Source organism: Streptomyces sp. NPDC021020 (assembly GCF_044333285.1).
Taxonomy (GTDB): domain Bacteria; phylum Actinomycetota; class Actinomycetes; order Streptomycetales; family Streptomycetaceae; genus Actinacidiphila.
The window spans coordinates 40521-61339 of sequence record NZ_JBIRQQ010000003.1; the positions used below are offsets into that span (position 1 = coordinate 40521).

16 protein-coding genes, 1 other RNA gene and 1 pseudogene are annotated in these 20819 nt (G+C 72.6%); 16 read left to right on the forward strand and 2 right to left on the reverse strand.

Going from position 1 to position 20819, the window contains the following annotated elements; genetic code table 11:
• Positions 1 to 3: 3 nt before the first annotated feature.
• From ACH4SL_RS08625 to ACH4SL_RS08635, 3 genes and pseudogenes are all read left to right on the forward strand, one after another.
• Positions 4 to 1287 (forward strand): annotated as a pseudogene (locus ACH4SL_RS08625) (serine/threonine-protein kinase); the annotation flags it as partial.
• A 1034-nt stretch (positions 1288 to 2321) separates the two neighbouring features.
• Entirely contained in the window at positions 2322 to 3440 is a 1119-nt protein-coding gene (gene prfB / locus ACH4SL_RS08630; protein ID WP_398442730.1) for a peptide chain release factor 2, read from the forward strand.
• Positions 3441 to 3678: 238 nt separating this feature from the next.
• Positions 3679 to 4551: a hypothetical protein gene (locus ACH4SL_RS08635; protein WP_398442731.1), complete on the forward strand. Its 873-nt coding sequence runs from the start codon at positions 3679 to 3681 to the stop codon at positions 4549 to 4551.
• A gap of 79 nt (positions 4552 to 4630) precedes the next feature.
• Here ACH4SL_RS08635 and ACH4SL_RS08640 read toward each other — a convergent pair whose 3' ends face one another.
• Entirely contained in the window at positions 4631 to 4822 is a 192-nt protein-coding gene (locus ACH4SL_RS08640) for a hypothetical protein (RefSeq protein ID WP_398442732.1), read from the reverse strand.
• Positions 4823 to 5154: 332 nt separating this feature from the next.
• Here ACH4SL_RS08640 and ftsE point away from each other — a divergent pair, with 332 nt between their 5' ends.
• From ftsE to ACH4SL_RS08695, 11 genes are all read left to right on the forward strand, one after another.
• Positions 5155 to 5844 (forward strand): cell division ATP-binding protein FtsE, encoded by a 690-nt coding sequence (gene ftsE, locus ACH4SL_RS08645; RefSeq protein WP_398442734.1) that lies wholly within the window; start codon positions 5155 to 5157, stop codon positions 5842 to 5844.
• A gap of 117 nt (positions 5845 to 5961) precedes the next feature.
• Entirely contained in the window at positions 5962 to 6879 is a 918-nt protein-coding gene (gene ftsX, locus ACH4SL_RS08650) for a permease-like cell division protein FtsX (RefSeq protein ID WP_398442736.1), read from the forward strand.
• 99 nt (positions 6880 to 6978) lie between these two features.
• Positions 6979 to 8244 (forward strand): S41 family peptidase, encoded by a 1266-nt coding sequence (locus tag ACH4SL_RS08655; protein ID WP_398442738.1) that lies wholly within the window; start codon positions 6979 to 6981, stop codon positions 8242 to 8244.
• An 18-nt stretch (positions 8245 to 8262) separates the two neighbouring features.
• Positions 8263 to 8739: an SsrA-binding protein SmpB gene (gene smpB / locus ACH4SL_RS08660; RefSeq protein WP_398442740.1), complete on the forward strand. Its 477-nt coding sequence runs from the start codon at positions 8263 to 8265 to the stop codon at positions 8737 to 8739.
• Between the two features lie 127 nt (positions 8740 to 8866).
• Positions 8867 to 9236, forward strand: a transfer-messenger RNA (tmRNA) gene (gene ssrA / locus ACH4SL_RS08665).
• A 184-nt stretch (positions 9237 to 9420) separates the two neighbouring features.
• The gene (locus ACH4SL_RS08670; RefSeq protein WP_398442743.1) at positions 9421 to 10785 is read left to right on the forward strand and encodes a nitrate/nitrite transporter; all 1365 of its coding nucleotides are present in this window, start codon (positions 9421 to 9423) and stop codon (positions 10783 to 10785) included.
• Between the two features lie 130 nt (positions 10786 to 10915).
• Complete coding sequence (locus tag ACH4SL_RS08675) at positions 10916 to 12067, forward strand: uroporphyrinogen-III synthase (RefSeq protein WP_398442745.1); 1152 nt, start codon at positions 10916 to 10918, stop codon at positions 12065 to 12067.
• Positions 12068 to 12497: 430 nt separating this feature from the next.
• On the forward strand, positions 12498 to 13085 hold the full coding sequence (locus ACH4SL_RS08680) for a CGNR zinc finger domain-containing protein (RefSeq protein ID WP_398442747.1): 588 nt from the start codon (positions 12498 to 12500) through the stop codon (positions 13083 to 13085).
• Between the two features lie 178 nt (positions 13086 to 13263).
• A complete protein-coding gene (locus ACH4SL_RS08685) occupies positions 13264 to 15543 on the forward strand; it encodes a HelD family protein (RefSeq protein WP_398442749.1) in 2280 nt (759 codons plus the stop codon).
• 654 nt (positions 15544 to 16197) lie between these two features.
• Positions 16198 to 17649, forward strand: a complete 1452-nt coding sequence (locus ACH4SL_RS08690; protein WP_398442751.1) for an NAD-dependent malic enzyme — start codon at positions 16198 to 16200, stop codon at positions 17647 to 17649.
• Between the two features lie 213 nt (positions 17650 to 17862).
• Positions 17863 to 18144, forward strand: a complete 282-nt coding sequence (locus ACH4SL_RS08695; RefSeq protein ID WP_398442754.1) for an HU family DNA-binding protein — start codon at positions 17863 to 17865, stop codon at positions 18142 to 18144.
• Positions 18145 to 18244: 100 nt separating this feature from the next.
• On the opposite strand, the gene murA is transcribed toward ACH4SL_RS08695, so the two are convergent.
• Complete coding sequence (gene murA, locus ACH4SL_RS08700; RefSeq protein ID WP_398442756.1) at positions 18245 to 19618, reverse strand: UDP-N-acetylglucosamine 1-carboxyvinyltransferase; 1374 nt, start codon at positions 19616 to 19618, stop codon at positions 18245 to 18247.
• A gap of 268 nt (positions 19619 to 19886) precedes the next feature.
• On the opposite strand from murA, the gene ACH4SL_RS08705 reads away from it, so the two are divergent.
• Positions 19887 to 20465 (forward strand): YqgE/AlgH family protein, encoded by a 579-nt coding sequence (locus tag ACH4SL_RS08705; RefSeq protein WP_398442758.1) that lies wholly within the window; start codon positions 19887 to 19889, stop codon positions 20463 to 20465.
• 11 nt (positions 20466 to 20476) lie between these two features.
• Entirely contained in the window at positions 20477 to 20776 is a 300-nt protein-coding gene (locus tag ACH4SL_RS08710; protein WP_398181034.1) for a DUF3039 domain-containing protein, read from the forward strand.
• The last annotated feature ends 43 nt before the right edge of the window (positions 20777 to 20819 follow it).

A 20819-nucleotide genomic window follows, 5' to 3' on the forward strand; every position in this document is an offset into this window, starting at 1 on the left:
GCCTTGGCCAGGAAGATCGGCAGCCGCTACACCGCCCACCAGGTGCTCGGGCGGGGATCCGCGGGCACGGTGTGGCTCGGTGACGGCCCCGAGGGACCGGTCGCCATCAAACTGCTGCGCGAGGACCTCGCGTCCGACCAGGATCTCGTCGGGCGCTTCGTGCAAGAGCGGACCGCCCTGCTGTCGCTCGACCACCCGCACATCGTCGGCATCCGCGACCTCGTCGTGGACGGCAGCGACCTGGCCCTGGTCATGGACCTGGTGCGGGGCACCGACCTGCGCTCACGGCTGGAACGGGAGCGGCGGCTCGCGCCCGAGGCGGCGGTCGCGATCGCCGCGGACGTGGCCGACGGGCTCGCCGCCGCGCACGCCGCGGGCGTCGTGCACCGGGACGTCAAGCCGGAGAACGTGCTGCTGGACTCCGCCGCGCCGACCGGCCCCGGCGGCGCGCCGCCCGCGCTGCTCACCGACTTCGGCATCGCGCGGCTCGTCGACACCCCGCGCCGCACCCGCGCGACCCGCATCATCGGCACCCCCGACTACCTCGCCCCGGAGATCATCGAGGGCCTGCCGCCGCGCGCCTCCGTCGACATCTACGCGCTGGCCACCGTGCTGTACGAACTGCTCGGCGGATTCACGCCGTTCGGCGGCGGGCACCCCGGCGCGGTGCTGCGGCGGCACGTCACCGAGGCCGTCCAGCCGCTGCCCGGCCTGCCACCGGAGCTGGACCGCGTCCTGACCGCGTGCCTGGCCAAGGCGCCCGCCTCCCGGCTGACGGCCGCCGAGCTGGGCGCGAAGCTGCGCGACCTGCTGCCGCGGCTGGCCGGCCTGCCCGCCCTCGACGTCGCCGTGCCCGGCGACCAGGGCGAGCCCGGCGACGCGGGGTACGACACCGAGGACGGCGCCCACCCGGGCGTCCCGCTGCCGCCCCCGCCCCCCGCCGGCGCGGACGGCGGCGACCGGCGGCGCGGCGCCGTACCGCTGGTGCGCGGCTCGGCCCCGGACTCCAGCCGGGACACCCACACCAGCATCAAGCTGCCCACCCCCGAGGAGCTGGCCGGCTACGGCGCCGCCTCCCGCGCGAGCGCCAAGGCACGCGCCTCGGCCCCCGGGCGTCCCGCGAGCCCGCGGCACCGCTCCGTCTCGGACGCCATACGGCAGCGCCGCATCCGTTTCGCCGCCGCGGCGGCCGCGGCCCTCGCCGTCGCCGGGATCGGCGGCTGGGGCATCGCGGCGGCCGGCTCCTCCGGCTCGTCCGGCTCCGGCGACTCGCGCGGCGACACCCCGCCCAGCGACCCGCCCGCGACGCAGGCGAAGCACGCCACCACCCCGGCCGCCCCGACCGCCGCCGCCGACGCCCCGCAGAGCCGTACCGGGCAGCCGATCGCGCTGCCGCGCTGGTCCGGCTTCCAGGGCGTCCCCGCCGCCGGGGTCCCGCTGACCGGCGGCCCGCGCGCGCTCGCCGTGCACGGCGCCACGTACGTCTTCGCCCGGGGCAAGGACAAGAACGTCTGGTACGTCGTCCGCGACAGCCACGGCGGCTACGGGCGCTGGCACAAGCTCACCGGCATAAACGTCGACGACGACCCCGCGGTGGTCTCCGCCCGCGACGGCCGGATCGACCTCTTCGCGCTCGGCACCGACGGCCTGCTCTACCGCCGCACCATGACCGGCGCGACGGGGGCCACCTCGGGCGGCGACTGGAACGCCTGGTCGCAGGTCGACGAGCGCACCCACTTCGACGCCGCACCCGCCGCCGCGTCCTCCGAACCCGGCCGGGTCGACCTCGTCGGGCGGGTCGGCGGCGACCTGGTGACCGCCTCGCTCGTCGGCGACCGCTGGAACGCCTGGGCCGTCGTGCCCACCGCCGGCCGTATCACCGCGGCCCCCGCGCTGGTCTCGCAGGCACGCGGCACCCTTGACGCCTTCGTGGTCCGCAAGGCCGACGGGGCGGTGCTCCAGCTCCCCTACTCCGGCGGCGCGTGGCGCCCCTCCGCCGTCGTCCAGGGCCTGGACGCGACCGCCCGGCCCGACGCGGTGGCCGCGGGCGGCCGCCTCTACGCCTTCGCCGCCGGCAGCCAGGCCGCCGCCGCCCGTGACGCCGACTGGTCCGCCGCCCCGCTGCCCGGTACGGACGCGGACCGGGCGGTCGGCACGGTCGCCGCCTCCCCGCACACCCTGGAGCTGTTCACCCGTACCGCGGGCGGCACCCTCACCCGTGCGACGGCCGCCGTATGAGCCGCGGCGCGGGGCCCCGGCCCCGCGGCGGGGCGGCGGGCGCACGGCGTCGGCTTGTTTCGGCCAGCCGGTAGGCTGGACCCGTGGCAATCGTCGATGTATCCGAAGAACTGAAATCCCTGTCCTCGACCATGGGGTCGATCGAGGCCGTCCTCGACCTCGACCGGATGCGGGACGACATCGCCGCGCTGGAGGAGCAGGCGGCGGTGCCGACCCTCTGGGACGACCCGGACAACGCGCAGAAGATCACCAGCCGGCTCTCCCACCTCCAGGCGGAGCTGCGCAAGGTCGAGGCGCTGCGCGGCCGGATCGACGACCTCGGGGTCCTCTTCGAGCTGGCCGAGGCCGAGGACGACGCCGACACCCGCACCGAGGCCGAGGCCGAGCTGGGCGACGTCCGCAAGGCCCTCGACGAGATGGAGGTCAGGACGCTGCTGTCGGGCGAGTACGACGCCCGCGAGGCCCTGGTCAACATCCGCGCCGAGGCCGGCGGTGTCGACGCCGCCGACTTCGCCGAGCAGCTCCAGCGCATGTACCTGCGCTGGGCCGAGCGCCACGGCTACCCGACGGAGGTCTACGAGACCTCCTTCGCCGAGGAGGCCGGCATCAAGTCGACCACCTTCGTCGTCAAGGCCCCCTACGCCTACGGCACCCTCTCCGTCGAGCAGGGCACCCACCGCATGGTGCGTATCTCGCCCTTCGACAACCAGGGCCGCCGCCAGACGTCCTTCGCGGGCGTCGAGGTGCTGCCGGTCGTGGAGCAGAGCGACCACGTCGAGATCGACGAGTCCGAGCTGCGCGTGGACGTCTACCGCGCCTCCGGCCCCGGCGGCCAGGGCGTCAACACCACCGACTCCGCCGTCCGCATCACCCACCTGCCGACCGGCATCGTCGTCTCCTGCCAGAACGAGCGCTCCCAGATCCAGAACAAGGCGAGCGCCATGAACGTCCTCCAGGCCAAGCTGCTCGAACGCCGCCGCCAGGAGGAGCAGGCCCTGATGGACTCCCTCGGCAAGAGCGACGGCGGCAACTCCTGGGGCAACCAGATGCGTTCGTACGTCCTGCACCCCTACCAGATGGTCAAGGACCTGCGCACCGAGCACGAGGTCGGCAACCCGCAGGGCGTCCTCGACGGCGACATCGACGGCTTCATCGAGGCGGGCATCCGCTGGCGCAAGTCCCGCGAGAAGACCGCCGCCTGAGTCCCCAACAGCCCCGCGATGTCACAGACGTGTACGGAAGTGCCGCGCACGTCAGGGCAATTGGTGCATTGTGTGCTTAATGCCCTTGACGGTCCGCCGGAAAGCCGCAAGGGTAATGCGCGGCATGCGCATGCGCGGAGGAGTCAGCGCACGGGGGAGAGCGTCGAAGCCCTCCAGTGACAACACCACCACGATGCTGCGCAGCCCGAAGCAGACATCTACTGGGGGTAATTGACTCATGAGCAAGCGCAACACGCGAGTGCGTGTCGCTCGCATAGCCGCGGCGGTCGTCGTCGCCGGCGGTGCGTCGCTGACAGCGGTGGGCGCGGCGCAGGCCGTGTCGCCCAACCACGCGTCGGTCAACGTCCGGCTCGCCGACGACGACGACCCGCCGGTCCTGACCGCCGGTACGACCTCGGGCACGTCCGACGGTACGACGGACGGGACGACCGACGGTACGACGGACGGTACGACCGACGGGACCACCGACGGCACGACGGACGGGACCACGGACGGTACGACCGACGGGACCACCGACGGCACGACGGACGGGACCACGGACGGTACGACCGACGGTACGACGGACGGCACCACGGACGGCACGACCGATGGGACCACCGACGGTACGACCGACGGGACCACGGACGGTACGACCGACGGTACGTCCACCGGGACCTCGACGGGTACGTCCACCGGCACTTCGACCGGTACGTCCACCGGTACGTCCACCGGGACCTCGACGGGTACGTCCACCGGGACCTCGACGGGCACGTCCGCCGGCGCGTCCCAGGGCAACCAGAACGGCGGGAACCAGAACGGTGGCAACGCCAACGGCGGGAACACCGGCACCACCGGTGGCCACACCGGCACCGACGGCAACAACAACACCTGCACGCTGACCGGCGAGAGCGTCGACTGCGGCAACAACAACACCAGCACCGACAACACGGCGCCGGTCCCGCAGGGCACCACCACGAGCCAGCTCGCCGAGACCGGCTCCAGCGGCACCACGTTCATGCTGCTCGGCGCGGCGACCCTGATCGCCGGCGGCGTCGGCTTCACGCTGACCCCGCGCCTGGCCGGCCGCCGCGGCGGCGGTACCGCGGCCTGACGGCTGCCACGCACAGCACCGGGGCCCGGAACGCAGCCAGCGTTCCGGGCCCCGTATCGTCACGGAGTGTGACGGAAAGCTATGCTGTCGCGTGCTCCACGACCAGGACGACCGCGAGGAGGGCCACCAGGAGGGCGACGAGGGTCGCCGGGGATATCGAGGACCAGCCGGGCTCCTGCTGCATGCGCGCGCGGTTGGCGCGGCACACGGAACAGCGGCCCTCGGCCACCGGGCCGGAACAGTTCGCGCACACCAGCCGGTCGACTGTCATGGTGATCTCCTCACTCCGTCCGGTGAACGCTACCGGTGGGTGAATCGTTCCCGAGCGGCCCTGGCTCTAGTCCTGCGCCGCCGTGCGTTCACCGCGCTCTCGAAGGGGACACGCTCTCTCCACTGTGCCAGGTTCCCGGGCGGGGCGCGCAAGGGGGCGCGGGAACGAGCCGGAGCCCGCGGGCGGCCGCCGGACAGGAATGCCAGAGCTTGCCCGGTTATGCCCTGTGGGACCGCGCACGAACCCGCCACGGCGACTGCGCACCGCTTGTGCTCTCGCGTAGTGTCGCCCTCATCCCCAGTCCGCTCACCCCGCAAACCATTGGTGCGAACGTGATCCGATTCGACAACGTCTCCAAGACCTACCCGAAGCAGAACCGTCCCGCCCTGCGCGATGTATCACTGGAGATCGAGAAGGGTGAGTTCGTCTTCCTGGTCGGCTCGTCGGGTTCGGGCAAGTCGACCTTCCTGCGGCTGATCCTGCGCGAGGAGCGGACCGACACCGGCATGGTGCACGTCCTCGGCAAGGACCTCAACCGGCTGTCGAACTGGAAGGTCCCGCACATGCGGCGCCAGCTCGGCACCGTGTTCCAGGACTTCCGCCTGCTGCCGAACAAGACCGTCGGCGAGAACGTCGCCTTCGCCCTCGAAGTCATCGGCAAGCCGCGCGGCACGATCCGCAAGACCGTGCCCGAGGTGCTGGACCTGGTGGGTCTGTCCGGCAAGGAGGACCGCATGCCCGGTGAGCTGTCCGGTGGTGAGCAGCAGCGTGTGGCCATCGCCCGCGCGTTCGTGAACCGGCCGATGCTGCTGATCGCGGACGAGCCGACCGGAAACCTGGACCCGCAGACGTCCGTCGGCATCATGCGGCTGCTGGACCGCATCAACCGGACCGGCACCACCGTGGTCATGGCCACGCACGACCAGAACATCGTCGACCAGATGCGCAAGCGCGTCATCGAGCTGGAGAAGGGGCGGCTGGTGCGCGACCAGTCGCGCGGTGTCTACGGCTACCAGCACTAGCGCCCGCGGCGGCGCCCCCGCTGGCCCCCGCCGGAAGCCTCGCAGGCCCCTACGGGCCGCGGCCCGGCGGAGCGGCCGTACGACAGCAGCCCCCTTCCGAAAGGACCCCGACCCCCCATGCGCCTCCAGTTCTTCCTGTCGGAGATCGGCGTCGGCCTCCGGCGCAACCTCACGATGACCTTCGCCGTGATCATCTCCGTGGCGCTCTCGCTCGCCCTCGCCGGTGCCGCCCTGCTCGCCAACAAGCAGGTCGACTCGATGAAGGGCTACTGGTACGACAAGGTCCAGGTCACCGTCTACCTCTGCAACAAGGCCGACGCCACGACCACGACGAGCTGCGCCAAGGGTGCGGTCACCGACGACCAGAAGAGCCAGATCCTCAAGGACATCAAGGCCCTCCCGGTGGTGGAGAAGGTCTACTACGAGAGTTCCGAGAGCGCCTACAAGAACTACGAGAAGCAGTTCAAGAACTCCCCGATGGCCAGCTCCATCACGCCCGACCAGATGCCGGAGAACTACCGGGTCAAGCTCAAGGACCCGAAGAAGTTCGCCGTCGTCGCGAGCGCCTTCAACGGGCGGCCCGGCGTGCAGTCGGTCGAGGACCAGCGCGACACCCTCAGGAACCTCTTCGCGCTGCTCGGCGGTATGACCAAGGCCGCTTACGTGGCGCTGGCGTTCATGCTCACCGTCGCGATGCTGCTGATCATCAACACCGTGCGCGTGTCGGCCTTCAGCCGCCGCCGTGAGACCGGCATCATGCGGCTGGTCGGCGCGTCCAGCTTCTACATCCAGATGCCGTTCATCATGGAGGCCGCCTTCGCCGGGCTCGTCGGCGCGGGCGTGGCGTGCGTGATGCTGCTCGGCGGGCGGTACTTCATGATCGACGCGGGCCTGAAGCTCCAGGAGAAGATCCCGCTGGTGTCCTTCCTGGGCTGGGACTCCGTCGTCAAGGTGCTGCCGCTGGTGCTGCTGATCGGCGTGCTGATGCCGGCGCTCGCCGCGTTCATCGCGCTGCGCCGCTATCTGAAGGTATGACGGGCAGCGGAGAGGGGCGCGCGGGCGGTGTCCACAGCACCTACCGGCGGACGTCGTATCTTTCCGTACGACGCCCGTTTCTCGCCTAGACTTCCGGCCATGTCCGGCCTGTTGCTCCTCGGGACGCCCCGCCGCATCCGCCGCGGGGCCGCCCTGACGTTGGTCTTCGGCACGATGCTCGCCTCCGGCGCCGCCGCGGGCAGCTTCGCCGAACCGCAGGCCCGGGACAGGACCCGGGTGGCCGCGGCCACTTCGCCCTCGCCCGACGCCACCGGCCGCGCCAACTCCGCCCGGGCGGACGGCGCGGCGGGCGGCGGCGCCGACAGCGGCAAGGACCGCGCGGCGTCCGGCAGCCGCGAGGACCGGGCGAGCACCGACACCTCGGGCCTGGCGCGGCAGATCGAGCAGGGCAAGGTCGGCCCGCAGGCCGCCCGCAAGCTCGTCAGCCGCAGCGGCGACCGCTGGTCGTCGTACTACACCGCGCAGGAGTACGCGGGCCTCCAGGAGGCGCTGGACGGCCGCTACGTGGGCGTGGGCCTGTGGGTGCGGCAGGTCGACGGCGGCCGGGTCGAGATCGCCCGTGTGCAGTCCGGCAGCCCCGCCGCCTCCGCCGGCATCCGCGTCGGCGACGTCCTGGTGTCGATCGACGCCACGGCGTGCACGGGCCTGGCGGTCACCGAGGTCGTCGCGGACCTGCGCGGCGACAACGTCCCCGGCAGCTCCGTGACGCTGGTGCTGCTGCGCGGCGACAGCCGGCTGTCCGCCACCGTGCAGCGGGCCACGCTGCCCACCGAGGCGGTCACCGTCAGTCACCCCGACGGCCCGCAGGGCCCGACCCTCGTCGCCGTCGACGCCTTCTCGCTCGGCACCGGCAAGCAGGTGCGCGCCGCCGTGCAGGCGGCCCGGCACGGCGTGCTGCTGGACCTGCGGGGCAATTCCGGCGGCCTGGTCGAGGAGGCCGTCGCGACCGCCTCCGCCCTCCTGGACGGCGGCCTGGTCGCCACCTACGACGTCCACGGCGAGCAGCGGGCCCTCTACGCCGACCCCGGCGGCGACACCGCGGTGCCGCTGGTGGTGCTGGTCGACGGCGGCACGATGAGCGCCGCCGAGATGCTGGCCGGCGCGCTCCAGGACCGCGGGCGGGCGGTCGTCGTGGGCTCGCGCACCTTCGGCAAGGGCTCGGTGCAGATGCCCAGCACCCTGCCGGACGGCTCCGTCGCCGAGCTGACCGTCGGCCACTACCGGCTGCCGGACGGCCGCAGCGTGGACGGCCAGGGCATCGAGCCGGACGTCCAGGTGGCCGGCGGCGACGACGCCCTCGCCGAAGCCCGCTCGGTAATGGCTGGCCTCGGCACCCCCTCGTAGTGCGAGAATGGGCCCGCTATGGCAAAAGAGACCGGTCGCAAACTGATCGCGCAGAACAAGAAGGCGCGGCACGATTACCTCATCCTGGACACGTTCGAGGCGGGCCTGGTGCTCACGGGCACCGAGGTGAAGTCGCTGCGCCAGGGCCGCGCGTCCCTCGTCGACGGCTTCGGCCAGCTCGACGGCGGCGAGGCGTGGCTGCACAACGTGCACATCCCGGAATACACCCAGGGCACGTGGACCAACCACACCGCCCGCCGCAAACGCAAGATGCTGCTGCACCGCGCGGAGATCGACAAGCTCCAGCAGAAGTACGACGAGACCGGCTACACGATCGTGCCGCTCGCCCTGTACTTCAAGGACGGGCGCGCCAAGGTCGAGATCGCGGTCGCGAAGGGCAAGAAGGAGTACGACAAGCGGCAGACCCTGCGCGAGAAGCAGGACCGCCGCGAGACGGACCGCGCGGTCTCCGCCGCCCGCCGCCGCCAGCGCTGACCCCTCCGGGGGCCGTACGGGGGCCGTGCGGGGGAATACGCTGGCCGTGCCGCGCGCTGATCACGTACGATGGATGCAGCGCCACCGGGCCATGGTGAGTCCGGTGTGCACCTTGAAAACACCACATGGGGATGATCGGTTTCGACTGGGGATGTCGAAGCAGGGGAAGCGAGCCGAGGAAGCGGCAATGATCTCGTTAACCATATGTCGCAACCAATAATCGCCAACACCAAGCGCGATTCCTTCGCCCTCGCTGCCTAAGTAGCGACTTGCGAAGTGTCAGCCCGGGGGTGATCCCGACCCGGATCCTGGCATCATCAAGGGATCTAAACTTCTAGGACCGGTCACGGGTCCTTGAAGGAAATCAAACAGTGACTGGGCCTGTCGGCGGCTTGTCCGCGTGACCGCCGGGGCCGAGAAAAGCACAGCGGACTGCGCTCGGAGAAGCCCTGTTTCCGCACCACAGGACGCGGGTTCGATTCCCGCCATCTCCACTCATCCCATGCGCCGAACGGCGCCTCCCGCACGCGGGGGGCGCCGTTCGGCGTTTCCGGGGGCTCACAGGGGGTCCGTGGGGGGAATGAGAGCACGGTTGCGTCGGTGTGACGTTTGGCCATCGGCAGGTAACCCGGTGTGCCTATCGTCGGGGGCGACATCGGGTGGAGCGAACAGGGAGGCGCCATGAGTCGGTGGGCGGGCCGGTGGATCGAGACGTGGGATCCCGAGGACGAGGGGTTCTGGAACGAAGGCGGGGGGCGGCGGATCGCGCTGCGGAACCTGGTCTTCTCGGTGCTCTCCGAGCACATCGGCTTCTCCGTGTGGAGCCTGTGGTCGGTGATGGTGCTCTTCATGGGGCCCGAGTACGGCGTCGACCCGGCGGGGAAGTTCTTCCTGGTCGCCATGCCCACCCTGGTCGGCGGGGTGCTGCGGGTGCCGTACACCTTCGCGGTCGCGGTGTTCGGCGGGCGGAACTGGACGATCGTGAGCGCGGCCATGCTGCTCGTGCCGACCGTCGCCGCGGCCTTCGTCATGCACCCCGGGGTGTCGTACGGGACGCTCATGCTGGTCGCCGCGCTCACCGGCGTCGGCGGCGGCAACTTCGCCTCGTCCATGACCAACATCAACGCCTTCTACCCGCTGCGCGAGAAGGGCTGGGCGCTCGGCCTCAACGCGGGCGGCGGCAACCTCGGGGTCGCCGCCATCCAGCTCGTCACGCTGCTGGTCATCGCGACCGCGGGCGCCGGGCACCCGCGGATCGTGCTCGCCGTCTACATCCCGCTCATCGTGGTGGCCGCGCTGCTGTCCGCGCTCTTCATGGACAACCTCGCACCGGTGAAGAACGACACCGGCGCCGCGGCCGACGCCGCGAAGGACCCGCACACCTGGATCATGTCGCTCCTCTACATCGGCACCTTCGGCTCCTTCATCGGCTACAGCTTCGCCTTCGGCCTCGTGCTGCAGAACCAGTTCGGCCGCACCCCGCTGCACGCCGCCTACCTCACCTTCATCGGGCCGCTGCTCGGCTCGCTCATCAGGCCGCTGGGCGGGCGCCTCGCCGACCGCTTCGGCGGCGGGCGCATCACCCTGTGGAACTTCCTGGCCATGGCCGCCGCGACCGGCGTCGTCATCGCCGCCTCCGCACGCGAGTCGCTCGGGCTCTTCCTGCCCGGCTTCATCGCTCTCTTCGTGCTCAGCGGGCTCGGCAACGGCTCGGTCTACAAGATGATCCCCGGCATCTTCCAGAAGAAGGCCGAGGCCTCCGGGCTCGCCGGGGAGGCCGCCGCCGCGCACGCCCGGCGGCTGTCCGGCGCCGCCATGGGCCTCATCGGAGCGGTCGGCGCCCTCGGCGGTGTCGGCATCAACCTCGCCTTCCGCGAGTCCTTCCTGAACACCGCGGACGGCACCCCGGCGTTCGTGTCCTTCCTGGCCTACTACGCGGTCTGTTTCGCCGTCACCTGGGCCGTATACCTGCGCCGCCCGGCCCGTACCGGCAGCGGCAGCGAAGCGAGCACGCCGGAGGCGGTCGCCGCGTACGCCGAGGTGTGAGCGGCGCGCACCACGTAACACCCGGGAAATCCCGGCGAACCGAACCTGTCACCCCGCCTTGGGACGATGCCAGTCCCCGGGCGGGGCGGCGGGGTGCGACAGGAAACCGAGCGGCAAGGTGGACGAGACGATGGAGCCGACTTTTCCCACGGCGGTGCCCCCCCTCGCGGGCTTCACCGTCGGTGTGACCGCGGCCCGCCGCGCCGACGAGCTCGCCGCGCTGCTGGAGCGCCGCGGCGCCGCCGTGCTGCGCGCTCCCGTGCTGCGGATCGTGCCGCTCTCCGACGACGCGGAGCTGCTCGACACGACCAAGCAACTGCTCGACGACGCGCCCGACATCGTCATCGCCACCACCGCGATCGGCTTCCGCGGCTGGATCGAGGCGGCTGACGGGTGGGGCCTCGGTGAGGCGCTGCTGCGGCGGCTCGGCGAGGTCGAACTCCTCGCCCGCGGGCCGAAGGTCCGCGGCGCCGTCCGCGCCGCGGGCCTCACCGAGGCGTGGTCGCCCGCGTCCGAATCCATGGCCGAGGTGCTCGAACGGCTCCTGGACGAGGGCGTCGACGGCCGCTGCGTGGCCGTCCAGCTGCACGGTGAGCCGCTGCCCGGCTTCAACGAGTCCCTGCGGGCCGCCGGGGCCCGCGTCGTGGCCGTCCCCGTCTACCGCTGGATGCCGCCCGAGGACCTGGGGCCCGTCGACCGCCTCCTCGACGCGGTGACCTCGCGTGCCCTCGACGCCGTGAGCTTCACGAGCGCGCCCGCCGCCGCCTCGCTCCTCGGCCGGGCGGCGCAGCGCGGGCGCCTGGACGCCTTCCTCGACGCCCTGCGCACGGACGTCCTCGCGGGCTGCGTCGGGCCCGTCACCGCGCTGCCCCTCCAGGCGCACGACGTCCCCACCTTCCAGCCCGAGCGCTTCCGCCTCGGTCCCCTCGTCCAGCTCATCGCCCGCGAGCTGCCGGGGCGGGTCCGGCCGCTCCCCGTCGCCGGGCACGAGGTCCAGATCCGCGGCCAGGCCGCGATCGTCGACGGTGCGCTGCGGCCTGTGCCGCCTGCCGGTATGGCCCTGCTGCGGGCGCTGGCCCGGCGGCCCGGCTGGGTCGTCTCCCGGGCGGATCTGCTGCGGGTCCTGCCCGGCGCCGGGCGGGACGAGCACGCCGTCGAGACGGCGATGGCTCGGCTGCGGGCCGCGCTCGGCGCTCCGCGCCTGATCCAGACGGTGGTCAAGCGGGGGTATCGCCTGTCGCTCGACCCGCACGCCGACAAGTACGCAGCCCCTTCGGGGTGAGGGGTACGTCCGCGGCTTCCCGCCGCGGGGGTTTCCCGCGCCTGGCGGCGCGGGGTTTGCCCGCCCGCACCACCCGTGCAGGTAGGAGCGAAAAGTGCCGGTCTTCTTGTGGGGCTCAACCACCGTCGGCGGCGAGCCCGCCGTACAACCCGGAGGGGGACGATCCGGGGGTGCCCCCGGAGGAATGCGCATGCAAGACCCGTCACCTGGCTCATGAGGTCGGACGCGCATTCCGAGGAGGTACCCCCGGAGTGGCACCCGACCCACCCGCCGGGCTGCCGCGAAGGGGCGCGAGGAACTGCGCGAGCAACCACCCACCACCGCAAGGTCGCGCGTCACACCGCAACAGGCAACCCGGCGCGTCACGGATCTAGCCCCCCCGGCTAGGGCGGGGCACTCTGGGGGGCGACGGTGTGGGAGGGAGGGGACGGTGGGGGAGTTGAGGTTCGACGGGGGGCGGGTCTGCCTGGACCTCGTCGCGACGCGCGTGGCCCGCCCGGTCGGCGAGCGCCTGGACCGCGCCGACCGCGTCACCGAGTGGCTGTACGGGACGGGCCTGGTCCCGCCGGGGACCCCGCTGCCCGCGGACGCGGACTGGGCCGCCTGGGCCCGCGGCCTGCGCGAACTGCGCGCCCTCCTGGAGGAGCTGGTCGAGGCCCAGCTCACCCCCGCCCCGCCCCCGCCGGAGGCGATCGCGCGGCTGAACGCCCTCGCCCGCCCCGCCCCACCCGCTCCCCGCGCGGCCCTCGCCCCCGACGGCGAGCTGACCCGCACCCTCGCCGCGCCCCCGGACGCGGCCTCGCTGCTCGCGGCGGTGGCGCGGGACGCGGTGGACCTCTTCACCGACCCCGTCGCCCGCTCCCAGCTGCGCCGCTGCGAGGGCGAGAACTGCTCGCTGGTCTACCTCGACACCTCCCGCGGAAGGCGCCGCCGCTGGTGCAGCAGCGAGGTGTGCGGCAACCGCGAGCGCGTCGCCCGGCACCGCCGCCGTACCGGCCCGGCGTTGCGGAACGCCTGAGCGGGGCCGCCCCGGGCCCACCGGGGCGAATCCGACAGGTCGGGCCGGTACCGCCGGGTGGGCAGAAGCGCGCAGGTCGCGTACGGTTGCAGGCTGTCGTTCGCGCGGAACGGGGCACGGAACCGGAACACCGCGGGCGCGAGCATGACGTACGGACGAAGGACGAAGGGGGCCCTGCGTGGCCGCGCAGACCGCAGTTCAGGACCGGCAGGGGGGCGGCGGCACCAGGGAGCGGGAGATCGCCGTCGAGCAGGACCACCTCGACCGGGTCTACCGCCGCCTCGAGGAGAAGATCCACGAGGTGGAGTTCCTGATGAGCGACGCCGCCAAGGCGGGCCACGTCGGTACGCCGGGTGCGCTGGCCGAGCGCGACGCGCAGGTCTACCGCGCGGGGGTGCACCTCAACCGCCTCAACAGCGAGTTCGAGGACTTCCTCTTCGGCCGGATCGACCTGCTGCGCGGCAAGGACGGCCAGAAGGGCGCGGACGGCGCGTACACCTCCGTCGAGCCCGCCGACGACGCGATCCGTCCCGACCGGACCGCGGACATCGCCGAGACCCTGCACATCGGCCGGATCGGTGTGCTGGACGCCGACTACTCCCCGCTCGTCATCGACTGGCGGGCGCCCGCGGCCGCGCCCTTCTACCGGTCGACGCCCGTCGCACCCGGGCGTGTCGTGCGTCGCCGGGTCATCCGCTCCAAGGGCCGCCGGGTCCTGGGCGTCGAGGACGACCTGCTGCGCCCGGACCTGACGACGGGCCTGCCGGTGGTCGGCGACGGCGCGCTCATGGCCGCGCTCGGCCAGGCCAGGACGCACACCATGCGGGACATCGTCGCGAGCATCCAGGCCGAGCAGGACATGGTCATCCGGGCGCCCGCGGCCTCCGTCACCGAGGTCACCGGCGGCCCCGGCACCGGCAAGACCGCGGTCGCGCTGCACCGCGCGGCGTACCTGCTCTACCAGGACCGGCGGCGCTACGCGGGCGGCATCCTGTGCGTGAGCCCCACGCCGCTGCTGGTCGCGTACACCGAGGGCGTGCTGCCCTCGCTCGGCGAGGAGGGGCAGGTCGCGATCCGCGCGCTCGGCTCGCTCGTCGACGGCGTGACCGCCGACCTGTACGACGAGCCCGCCGTCGCCCGCGTCAAGGGCTCGCTGCGGATGCTCAAGGTGCTGCGCAACGCCGCCCGCGGCTGCCTGGACGCCGTGCCCGGCGCCCCCGAGACGCTGCGGGTCGTGGCCTTCGGGCGGCGGATCGAGCTGAACTCCGGCGAGCTGGCCGCCGTACGCCGCACCGTGCTGGGCGGCACCGCGCCCGTCAACTTGCTCCGGCCGCGCGCCCGCCGGCTCCTGCTGGACGCGCTGTGGCGCAAGACCGGGCGGACCTTCGACGACGCCGAACTCGCCGCCGAGGAGCGCCAGGGCTTCGACGAGGACATCAGCACCGAGCAGGACTTCACCGGCTTCCTCGACGCGTGGTGGCCGCTGCTGGAGCCGCGCACCGTGCTCGCCGCGCTCGCCGACGAGCGGCGGCTCGGCCGGTGGGCGCGCCGCGTCCTCACCCCGCCGGACGTCCGGCGCGTCGCCCGCTCGCTGCGCCGCACGGGCGTCAGCACGCACGACGTCGCGCTGCTGGACGAGCTGGCCGCTTTCCTCGGGCCGCTGCCCCGGCCCGTACGGCGCGAGGCGGACCCGCTCGACGAGCTGACCGGCCTGGAGGAGGTCACCACGTACGCCGACCGGACGGCCGGCGGGCGGCGCGGGCGCGCGGAGCGGCTGGAGGAGGAGCGGACGGAGTACGCGCACGTCATCGTGGACGAGGCGCAGGACCTCACGCCCATGCAGTGGCGCATGGTCGGGCGCCGGGGCCGCGCCGCGACCTGGACGGTCGTCGGCGACCCCGCGCAGAGTTCGTGGTCCGACGTGGACGAGGCCGGGCAGGCGCGCGACGAGGCGCTCGGCTCGCGGCCGCGGCGGCGCTTCACGCTCACCGTCAACTACCGCAACCCGGCGGAGATCGCCGAGGTCGCCTCGACGGTGCTGGCCCTCGCGATGCCGGGGACGCAGCCGCCGCGCGCGGTCCGCTCCACGGGGCTCGCGCCCCGTTTCTGCGTCGCGGGCGACGACCTCGGCGCCGATGTCCGCGCGCAGACCGCGCGGCTGCTCGGCGAGGTGGAGGGCACGGTGGGCGTCGTGGTCGCCATGCACCGGCGGGCGCAGGCGCGGGAGTGGCTGGAGGGGCTCGGCGACCGCGCGGTGGCGCTCGGCAGCCTTGAGGCCAAGGGTCTGGAGTACGACGCGACGCTCGTCGTGAGCCCGGCGGAAATCGCGGAGGAATCCCCTGCGGGGTTGCGCGTCTTGTACGTCGCCCTCACGCGGGCGACGCAGCGGCTCGCGGTCCTGGCGACCCCCCTCGACTCCCCGAACCCGGCGGGCGTCCCGGACCTCCTCCTCCCCTGAGCGCGGGGGGCTCCGCCCCGGGCTGCCCCGTGAGGTGCCCTTACGCGCCCCTGAGGTGATTGCCACTTGGCGTGGCATGTCGCCTTTCCCCCTGTGGGGGCTGAGCGCGCAGTTCCCCGCGCCCCTGAAAAACGCTCGCCCTCGCGCGCAAGACCGCCCCCCCGCAGGGGAAGCGCCCGCCAGGGGCTCGCGCATGCCGCGCAGGGCAACAAACCAGGGGCGCGGGGAACTGCGCGACAAGCCACAGCGAAAGGGAAGGTCCCGCGACGGCGGGAGGGAGCACCCTGTGGGGCAAAGGGGCCCGAGCCCCGCGCGACGGCGGGAAAGGGGCAGCCCGTGGGGCAAAGGGGCCCGCGCCCCGGAAGAGCAGGGGCCCGACCGGGGCACCCGGCGTAGGTTGGTGACACCGACCCGCCATGCTCGCCTCGCGGCAAGTGGGCGCTCGAAGCGCCTAAGGTTGGGCCCGGGGGCTTGGATCGGGCCGGTGCCGTACCCAGGCTAACAAACGATTCCGGGAAGCTCTTCCCCGCCGCGAGGGTGAACCCGGGCGTTGCCGTCGATTCACATCGTGGAAGTAATGTTCCACGGGTACCGGGGGTACCACGACGTACCCCCTCACCCTCAGCACACCGCAGTAACCGGAAGAAGGTCGTCATGGCAACGGCGCCAAGCGTCTCGTACTCGATCACCGTGCGTCTGGAGGTCCCGGCCGGCGGGACCGCGGTCAGCGCGCTGACCACCGCGGTGGAGTCCTCCGGCGGATCGGTCACGGGTCTGGACGTCACCGCGTCGGGGCACGAGCGGCTGCGGATCGACGTCACGATCGCGGCCAGCTCGACGGACCACGCCGCGGAGATCGTCCGGAAGCTGCGCGGCATCGAGGGCGTCGCGATCGGCAAGGTGTCGGACCGTACGTTCCTGATGCACCTCGGCGGCAAGATCGAGATGCAGTCCAAGCACCCGATCCGCAACCGCGACGACCTGTCGATGGTCTACACGCCGGGCGTGGCGCGGGTGTGCATGGCGATCGCGGAGAATCCGGAGGACGCCCGGCGGCTGACGATCAAGCGCAACAGCGTCGCCGTGGTCACGGACGGCTCCGCGGTGCTGGGGCTCGGCAACATCGGGCCGAAGGCCGCGCTGCCGGTGATGGAGGGCAAGGCGGCGCTGTTCAAGCGGTTCGCGGGGATCGACGCGTGGCCGCTGTGCCTGGACACCCAGGACACCGACGAGATCGTGGCGATCGTCAAGGCCATCGCGCCGGGCTTCGCGGGCATCAACCTGGAGGACATCTCCGCGCCGCGCTGCTTCGAGATCGAGGCGCGGCTGCGCGAGGCGCTGGACATCCCGGTCTTCCACGACGACCAGCACGGCACCGCGATCGTGGTGCTCGCGGCGCTGACGAACGCGCTGCGGGTGGTCGGCAAGCAGATCGGCGACCTGCGGGTCGTCATGTCGGGCGCGGGCGCGGCCGGTACGGCGATCCTGAAGCTGCTGATCGCGGCGGGTGTGAAGCACGCGGTGGTGGCCGACATCCACGGCGTGGTGCACGCGGGCCGCGAGGACCTGGTGGACGCCCCCGAGGGCTCGGCGCTGCGCTGGATCGCCGACAACACCAACCCGGAGGGCGTGACGGGCACCCTCAAGCAGGCCGTGGTGGGCTCGGACGTCTTCATCGGGGTGTCCGCGCCCAACGTGCTGGACGGCGCGGACGTCGCCGCGATGGCGGACGGCGCGATCGTCTTCGCGCTGGCCAACCCGGATCCGGAGGTGGACCCGGCGGAGGCCCGCCGGACGGCCGCCGTGGTGGCCACCGGGCGCAGCGACTTCCCCAACCAGATCAACAACGTGCTGGTCTTCCCCGGCGTCTTCCGCGGCCTGCTGGATGCCCAGTCCCGTACGGTCAACACCGAGATGATGCTGGCCGCGGCCCGCGCGCTGGCCGATGTGGTGGGCGACGGCGAGCTGAACGCCAACTACATCGTCCCCAGCGTCTTCAACGACCGCGTCGCGGGCGCGGTCGCCAACGCGGTACGGGCGGCGGCGCGCGCGCAGGGGCCCGCGGTCTCCGCGGCCGTCACGACGGAGCCGGCCGCGGGGCTGTAAGGGAAAGCGCCGGAATCGTATTCCGAGCGTCGAACACCGGACGACAATCCGTCATCCCGGCCGTCCCGCACCGCTTTTTCCGCGACTCGCGCGGGCAGGCGATTGGCTTTCGGCCCATATATGGGGGCAGGATGCACACCTGGGCAGTGAGGCACACAGCAACAGCTTCGAGCTCGCGCCCCCATGGCAGAAAGAACACGGGAGTACACAGATATGAACCGCAGTGAGCTGGTGGCCGCGCTGGCCGACCGTGCCGGGGTGACTCGCAAGGACGCCGACGCCGTTCTCGGCGCTCTCGCCGACACCGTCGGCGAGATTGTGGCCAAGGGCGACGAGAAGGTCACCATCCCCGGCTTCCTGACCTTCGAGCGCACTCACCGTGCCGCCCGGACCGCCCGCAACCCGCAGACCGGTGAGCCGATCAGCATTCCGGCCGGTTACAGCGTGAAGGTCTCCGCCGGCTCGAAGCTCAAGGAAGCCGCCAAGGGCAACTGAGCTGCGCGCCCGGCCTCATGGGCCCAGGCAACGCCGTAAACCGTGAGGGCGGCCTCCCCGGCACCGGGGAGGCCGCCCTCACGCACGACCGGACGCCCGGTCAGGCGACCGCGACCGCCGGGGGTTCGCCGGAGGCCGGCGCGGGCACGCCGGGCACCTCGATGTGCGCGCCCAGGCCCTCCAGCTTGGCCAGGAAGTTCTCGTAGCCGCGGTTGATCAGGCCGATGCCGTGCACCCGCGAGGTGCCCTGCGCCGCCAGCGCCGCGATGAGGTACGAGAAGCCGCCGCGCAGGTCGGGGATGACCAGGTCGGCGCCCTGCAGCTTGGTCGGCCCGGACACCACCGCGGAGTGCAGGAAGTTGCGCTGCCCGAAACGGCACGCGCTGCCGCCCAGGCACTCGCGGTAGAGCTGGATGTGCGCGCCCATCTGGTTGAGCGCCTCGGTGAAGCCGAGCCGCGACTCGTACACCGTCTCGTGCACGATCGACAGCCCCGACGCCTGCGTCAGCGCGACCACCAGCGGCTGCTGCCAGTCGGTCTGGAAGCCGGGGTGGACGTCGGTCTCCAGCGCGATGGCGTCCAGCGGGCCGCCCGGGTGCCAGAACCTGATGCCCTCGTCGTCGATCGCGAAGGCCCCGCCGACCCGGCGGAAGGTGTTCAGGAAGGTCATCATCGAGCGCTGCTGCGCGCCGCGCACGTAGATGTTGCCCTCGGTGGCGAGCGCCGCGCTCGCCCAGGACGCCGCCTCCAGCCGGTCGGGGATCGCCCGGTGGGTGTAGCCGCCCAGCGTGTCCACACCTGTGATGCGGATGGTGCGGTCGGTGTCGACGGAAATGATCGCGCCCATTTTCTGCAGGACGCAGATCAGGTCCTCGATCTCCGGTTCGACCGCGGCGTTCGACAGCTCGGTCACGCCCTCGGCGAGCACCGCCGTCAGCAGCACCTGCTCGGTCGAGCCCACCGACGGGTACGGCAGCCGGATCTTGCAGCCGCGCAGCCGCTGCGGGGCCTCCAGGTACTGCCCGTCGGCCCGCTTCTCGATGCGCGCGCCGAACTGCCGCAGCACGTCGAAGTGGAAGTCGATCGGCCGGCCGCCGATGTCGCAGCCGCCCAGGCCCGGGATGAACGCGTGGCCGAGGCGGTGCAGCAGCGGACCGCAGAAGAGGATCGGGATGCGCGAGGAGCCCGCGTGCGCGTCGATGTCCGCGACGTTGGCGCTCTCCACCCGGGTCGGGTCGAGCACCAGCTCGCCCGGCTCGTCACCGGCCTCGACCGTCACGCCGTGCAGCTGGAGCAGCCCGCGCACCACCTTGACGTCGCGGATCTCCGGCACGTTGCGCAGCCGGCTGGGTTCACTGCCGAGGAGGGCGGCGACCATGGCCTTCGGCACGAGGTTCTTCGCGCCTCTGACCCGGATCTCGCCTTCGAGAGGGGTTCCGCCATGGACAAGCAGTACATCGGCGATGTCGGTCATGGTCTCGCGATCGTCGGAAACGGTTCGGAACGGGTGGAGCCGTGGAGCCGTGGAACAGCAGAACAAGAGGAACAGGGGAAATGGTAATGCGCCCCGCGCGCCCCTTCTGTTGCCCTGCCGAGGGGTACCGCCCGCGGCCTACCGGCGGGGCCGGCGGCGCACCCGCCGCCGCACGCCCGCGCGTACCACCGGCGGGCGCGCCCGGGCGCTGCCCACCGGTCCCTGCGACGACTCCCCAGCGCGGCCCGCATGCGGGATCATGTGGACCATGACCGAGGTGTCCTCGCTCACCGGACGGCTGCTCGTCGCCACCCCGAAGCTGGCCGACCCCAACTTCGACCGGGCGGTCGTGCTGCTCCTCGACCACGACGCCGAGGGGTCCCTCGGCGTGGTCCTGAACCGCCCCACCCCGGTCGGCGTCGGCGACGTCCTCCAGCCGTGGGCGGCCCTCGCGGTGCTCCCGCAGGTCGTCTTCCAGGGCGGACCGGTCTCGCTGGACTCCGCCCTGGGCCTGGCCGTCGTGCCCGGCGAGCCGCGCCCCGGCGAGGCGGTCGAGCTGCTCGGCTGGCGGCGCGTGCACGGGGCGATCGGCCTGGTCGACCTGGAGGCCCCGCCCGAGCTGCTCGCCGCGGAGCTGGGCTCCCTGCGCATCTTCGCCGGCTACTCCGGCTGGGGCCCCGGCCAGCTGGAACGCGAGCTGACCGACGGCGCATGGTACGTCGTCGAGTCCGAGCCGGGTGACGTGTCCGCGCCGAACCCGGAGCGGCTGTGGCGCTCCGTGCTGCGCCGGCAGCGGAGCGAGCTGGCCATGGTGGCCACGTATCCCGACGATCCCTCCCTCAACTAGTCTTGTCTCTTATGAGCACTCTTGAGCCCGAGCGCGGGGCGGGCACCGGCACCCTGGTCGAGCCGACTCCGCAGCTCTCCCACGGTGACGGCGACCACGAGCGCTATGCGCACTACGTCCAGAAGGACAAGATCATGGCGAGCGCGCTGGAAGGCACGCCCGTCGTCGCCCTGTGCGGCAAGGTCTGGGTCCCCGGACGCGACCCGAAGAAATACCCCGTCTGCCCGATGTGCAAGGAGATCTACGAGGGCATGCCGCTCGGCGGCGGGGGCAAGGACAAGTCCGGCAAGGGCAGCGGCGGCAACGCCTGACGCCCTTCCGGCGGACAGGGGAGGCCCGTGGAAGACGAGGGTG

What these genes read in the sequence shown, in the direction of transcription:
- ACH4SL_RS08635 (WP_398442731.1), top strand. Translation starts at nt 3,679, where the DNA reads ATGAGCAAGCGCAACACGCGAGTGCGTGTCGCTCGCATAGCCGCGGCG.
- ACH4SL_RS08640 (WP_398442732.1), bottom strand. Translation starts at nt 4,822, where the DNA reads ATGACAGTCGACCGGCTGGTGTGCGCGAACTGTTCCGGCCCGGTGGCC.
- ftsX (WP_398442736.1), top strand. Translation starts at nt 5,962, where the DNA reads ATGCGCCTCCAGTTCTTCCTGTCGGAGATCGGCGTCGGCCTCCGGCGC.
- ACH4SL_RS08655 (WP_398442738.1), top strand. Translation starts at nt 6,979, where the DNA reads ATGTCCGGCCTGTTGCTCCTCGGGACGCCCCGCCGCATCCGCCGCGGG.
- smpB (WP_398442740.1), top strand. Translation starts at nt 8,263, where the DNA reads ATGGCAAAAGAGACCGGTCGCAAACTGATCGCGCAGAACAAGAAGGCG.
- ACH4SL_RS08670 (WP_398442743.1), top strand. Translation starts at nt 9,421, where the DNA reads ATGAGTCGGTGGGCGGGCCGGTGGATCGAGACGTGGGATCCCGAGGAC.
- ACH4SL_RS08675 (WP_398442745.1), top strand. Translation starts at nt 10,916, where the DNA reads ATGGAGCCGACTTTTCCCACGGCGGTGCCCCCCCTCGCGGGCTTCACC.
- ACH4SL_RS08690 (WP_398442751.1), top strand. Translation starts at nt 16,198, where the DNA reads ATGGCAACGGCGCCAAGCGTCTCGTACTCGATCACCGTGCGTCTGGAG.
- ACH4SL_RS08695 (WP_398442754.1), top strand. Translation starts at nt 17,863, where the DNA reads ATGAACCGCAGTGAGCTGGTGGCCGCGCTGGCCGACCGTGCCGGGGTG.
- murA (WP_398442756.1), bottom strand. Translation starts at nt 19,618, where the DNA reads ATGACCGACATCGCCGATGTACTGCTTGTCCATGGCGGAACCCCTCTC.
- ACH4SL_RS08705 (WP_398442758.1), top strand. Translation starts at nt 19,887, where the DNA reads ATGACCGAGGTGTCCTCGCTCACCGGACGGCTGCTCGTCGCCACCCCG.
- ACH4SL_RS08710 (WP_398181034.1), top strand. Translation starts at nt 20,477, where the DNA reads ATGAGCACTCTTGAGCCCGAGCGCGGGGCGGGCACCGGCACCCTGGTC.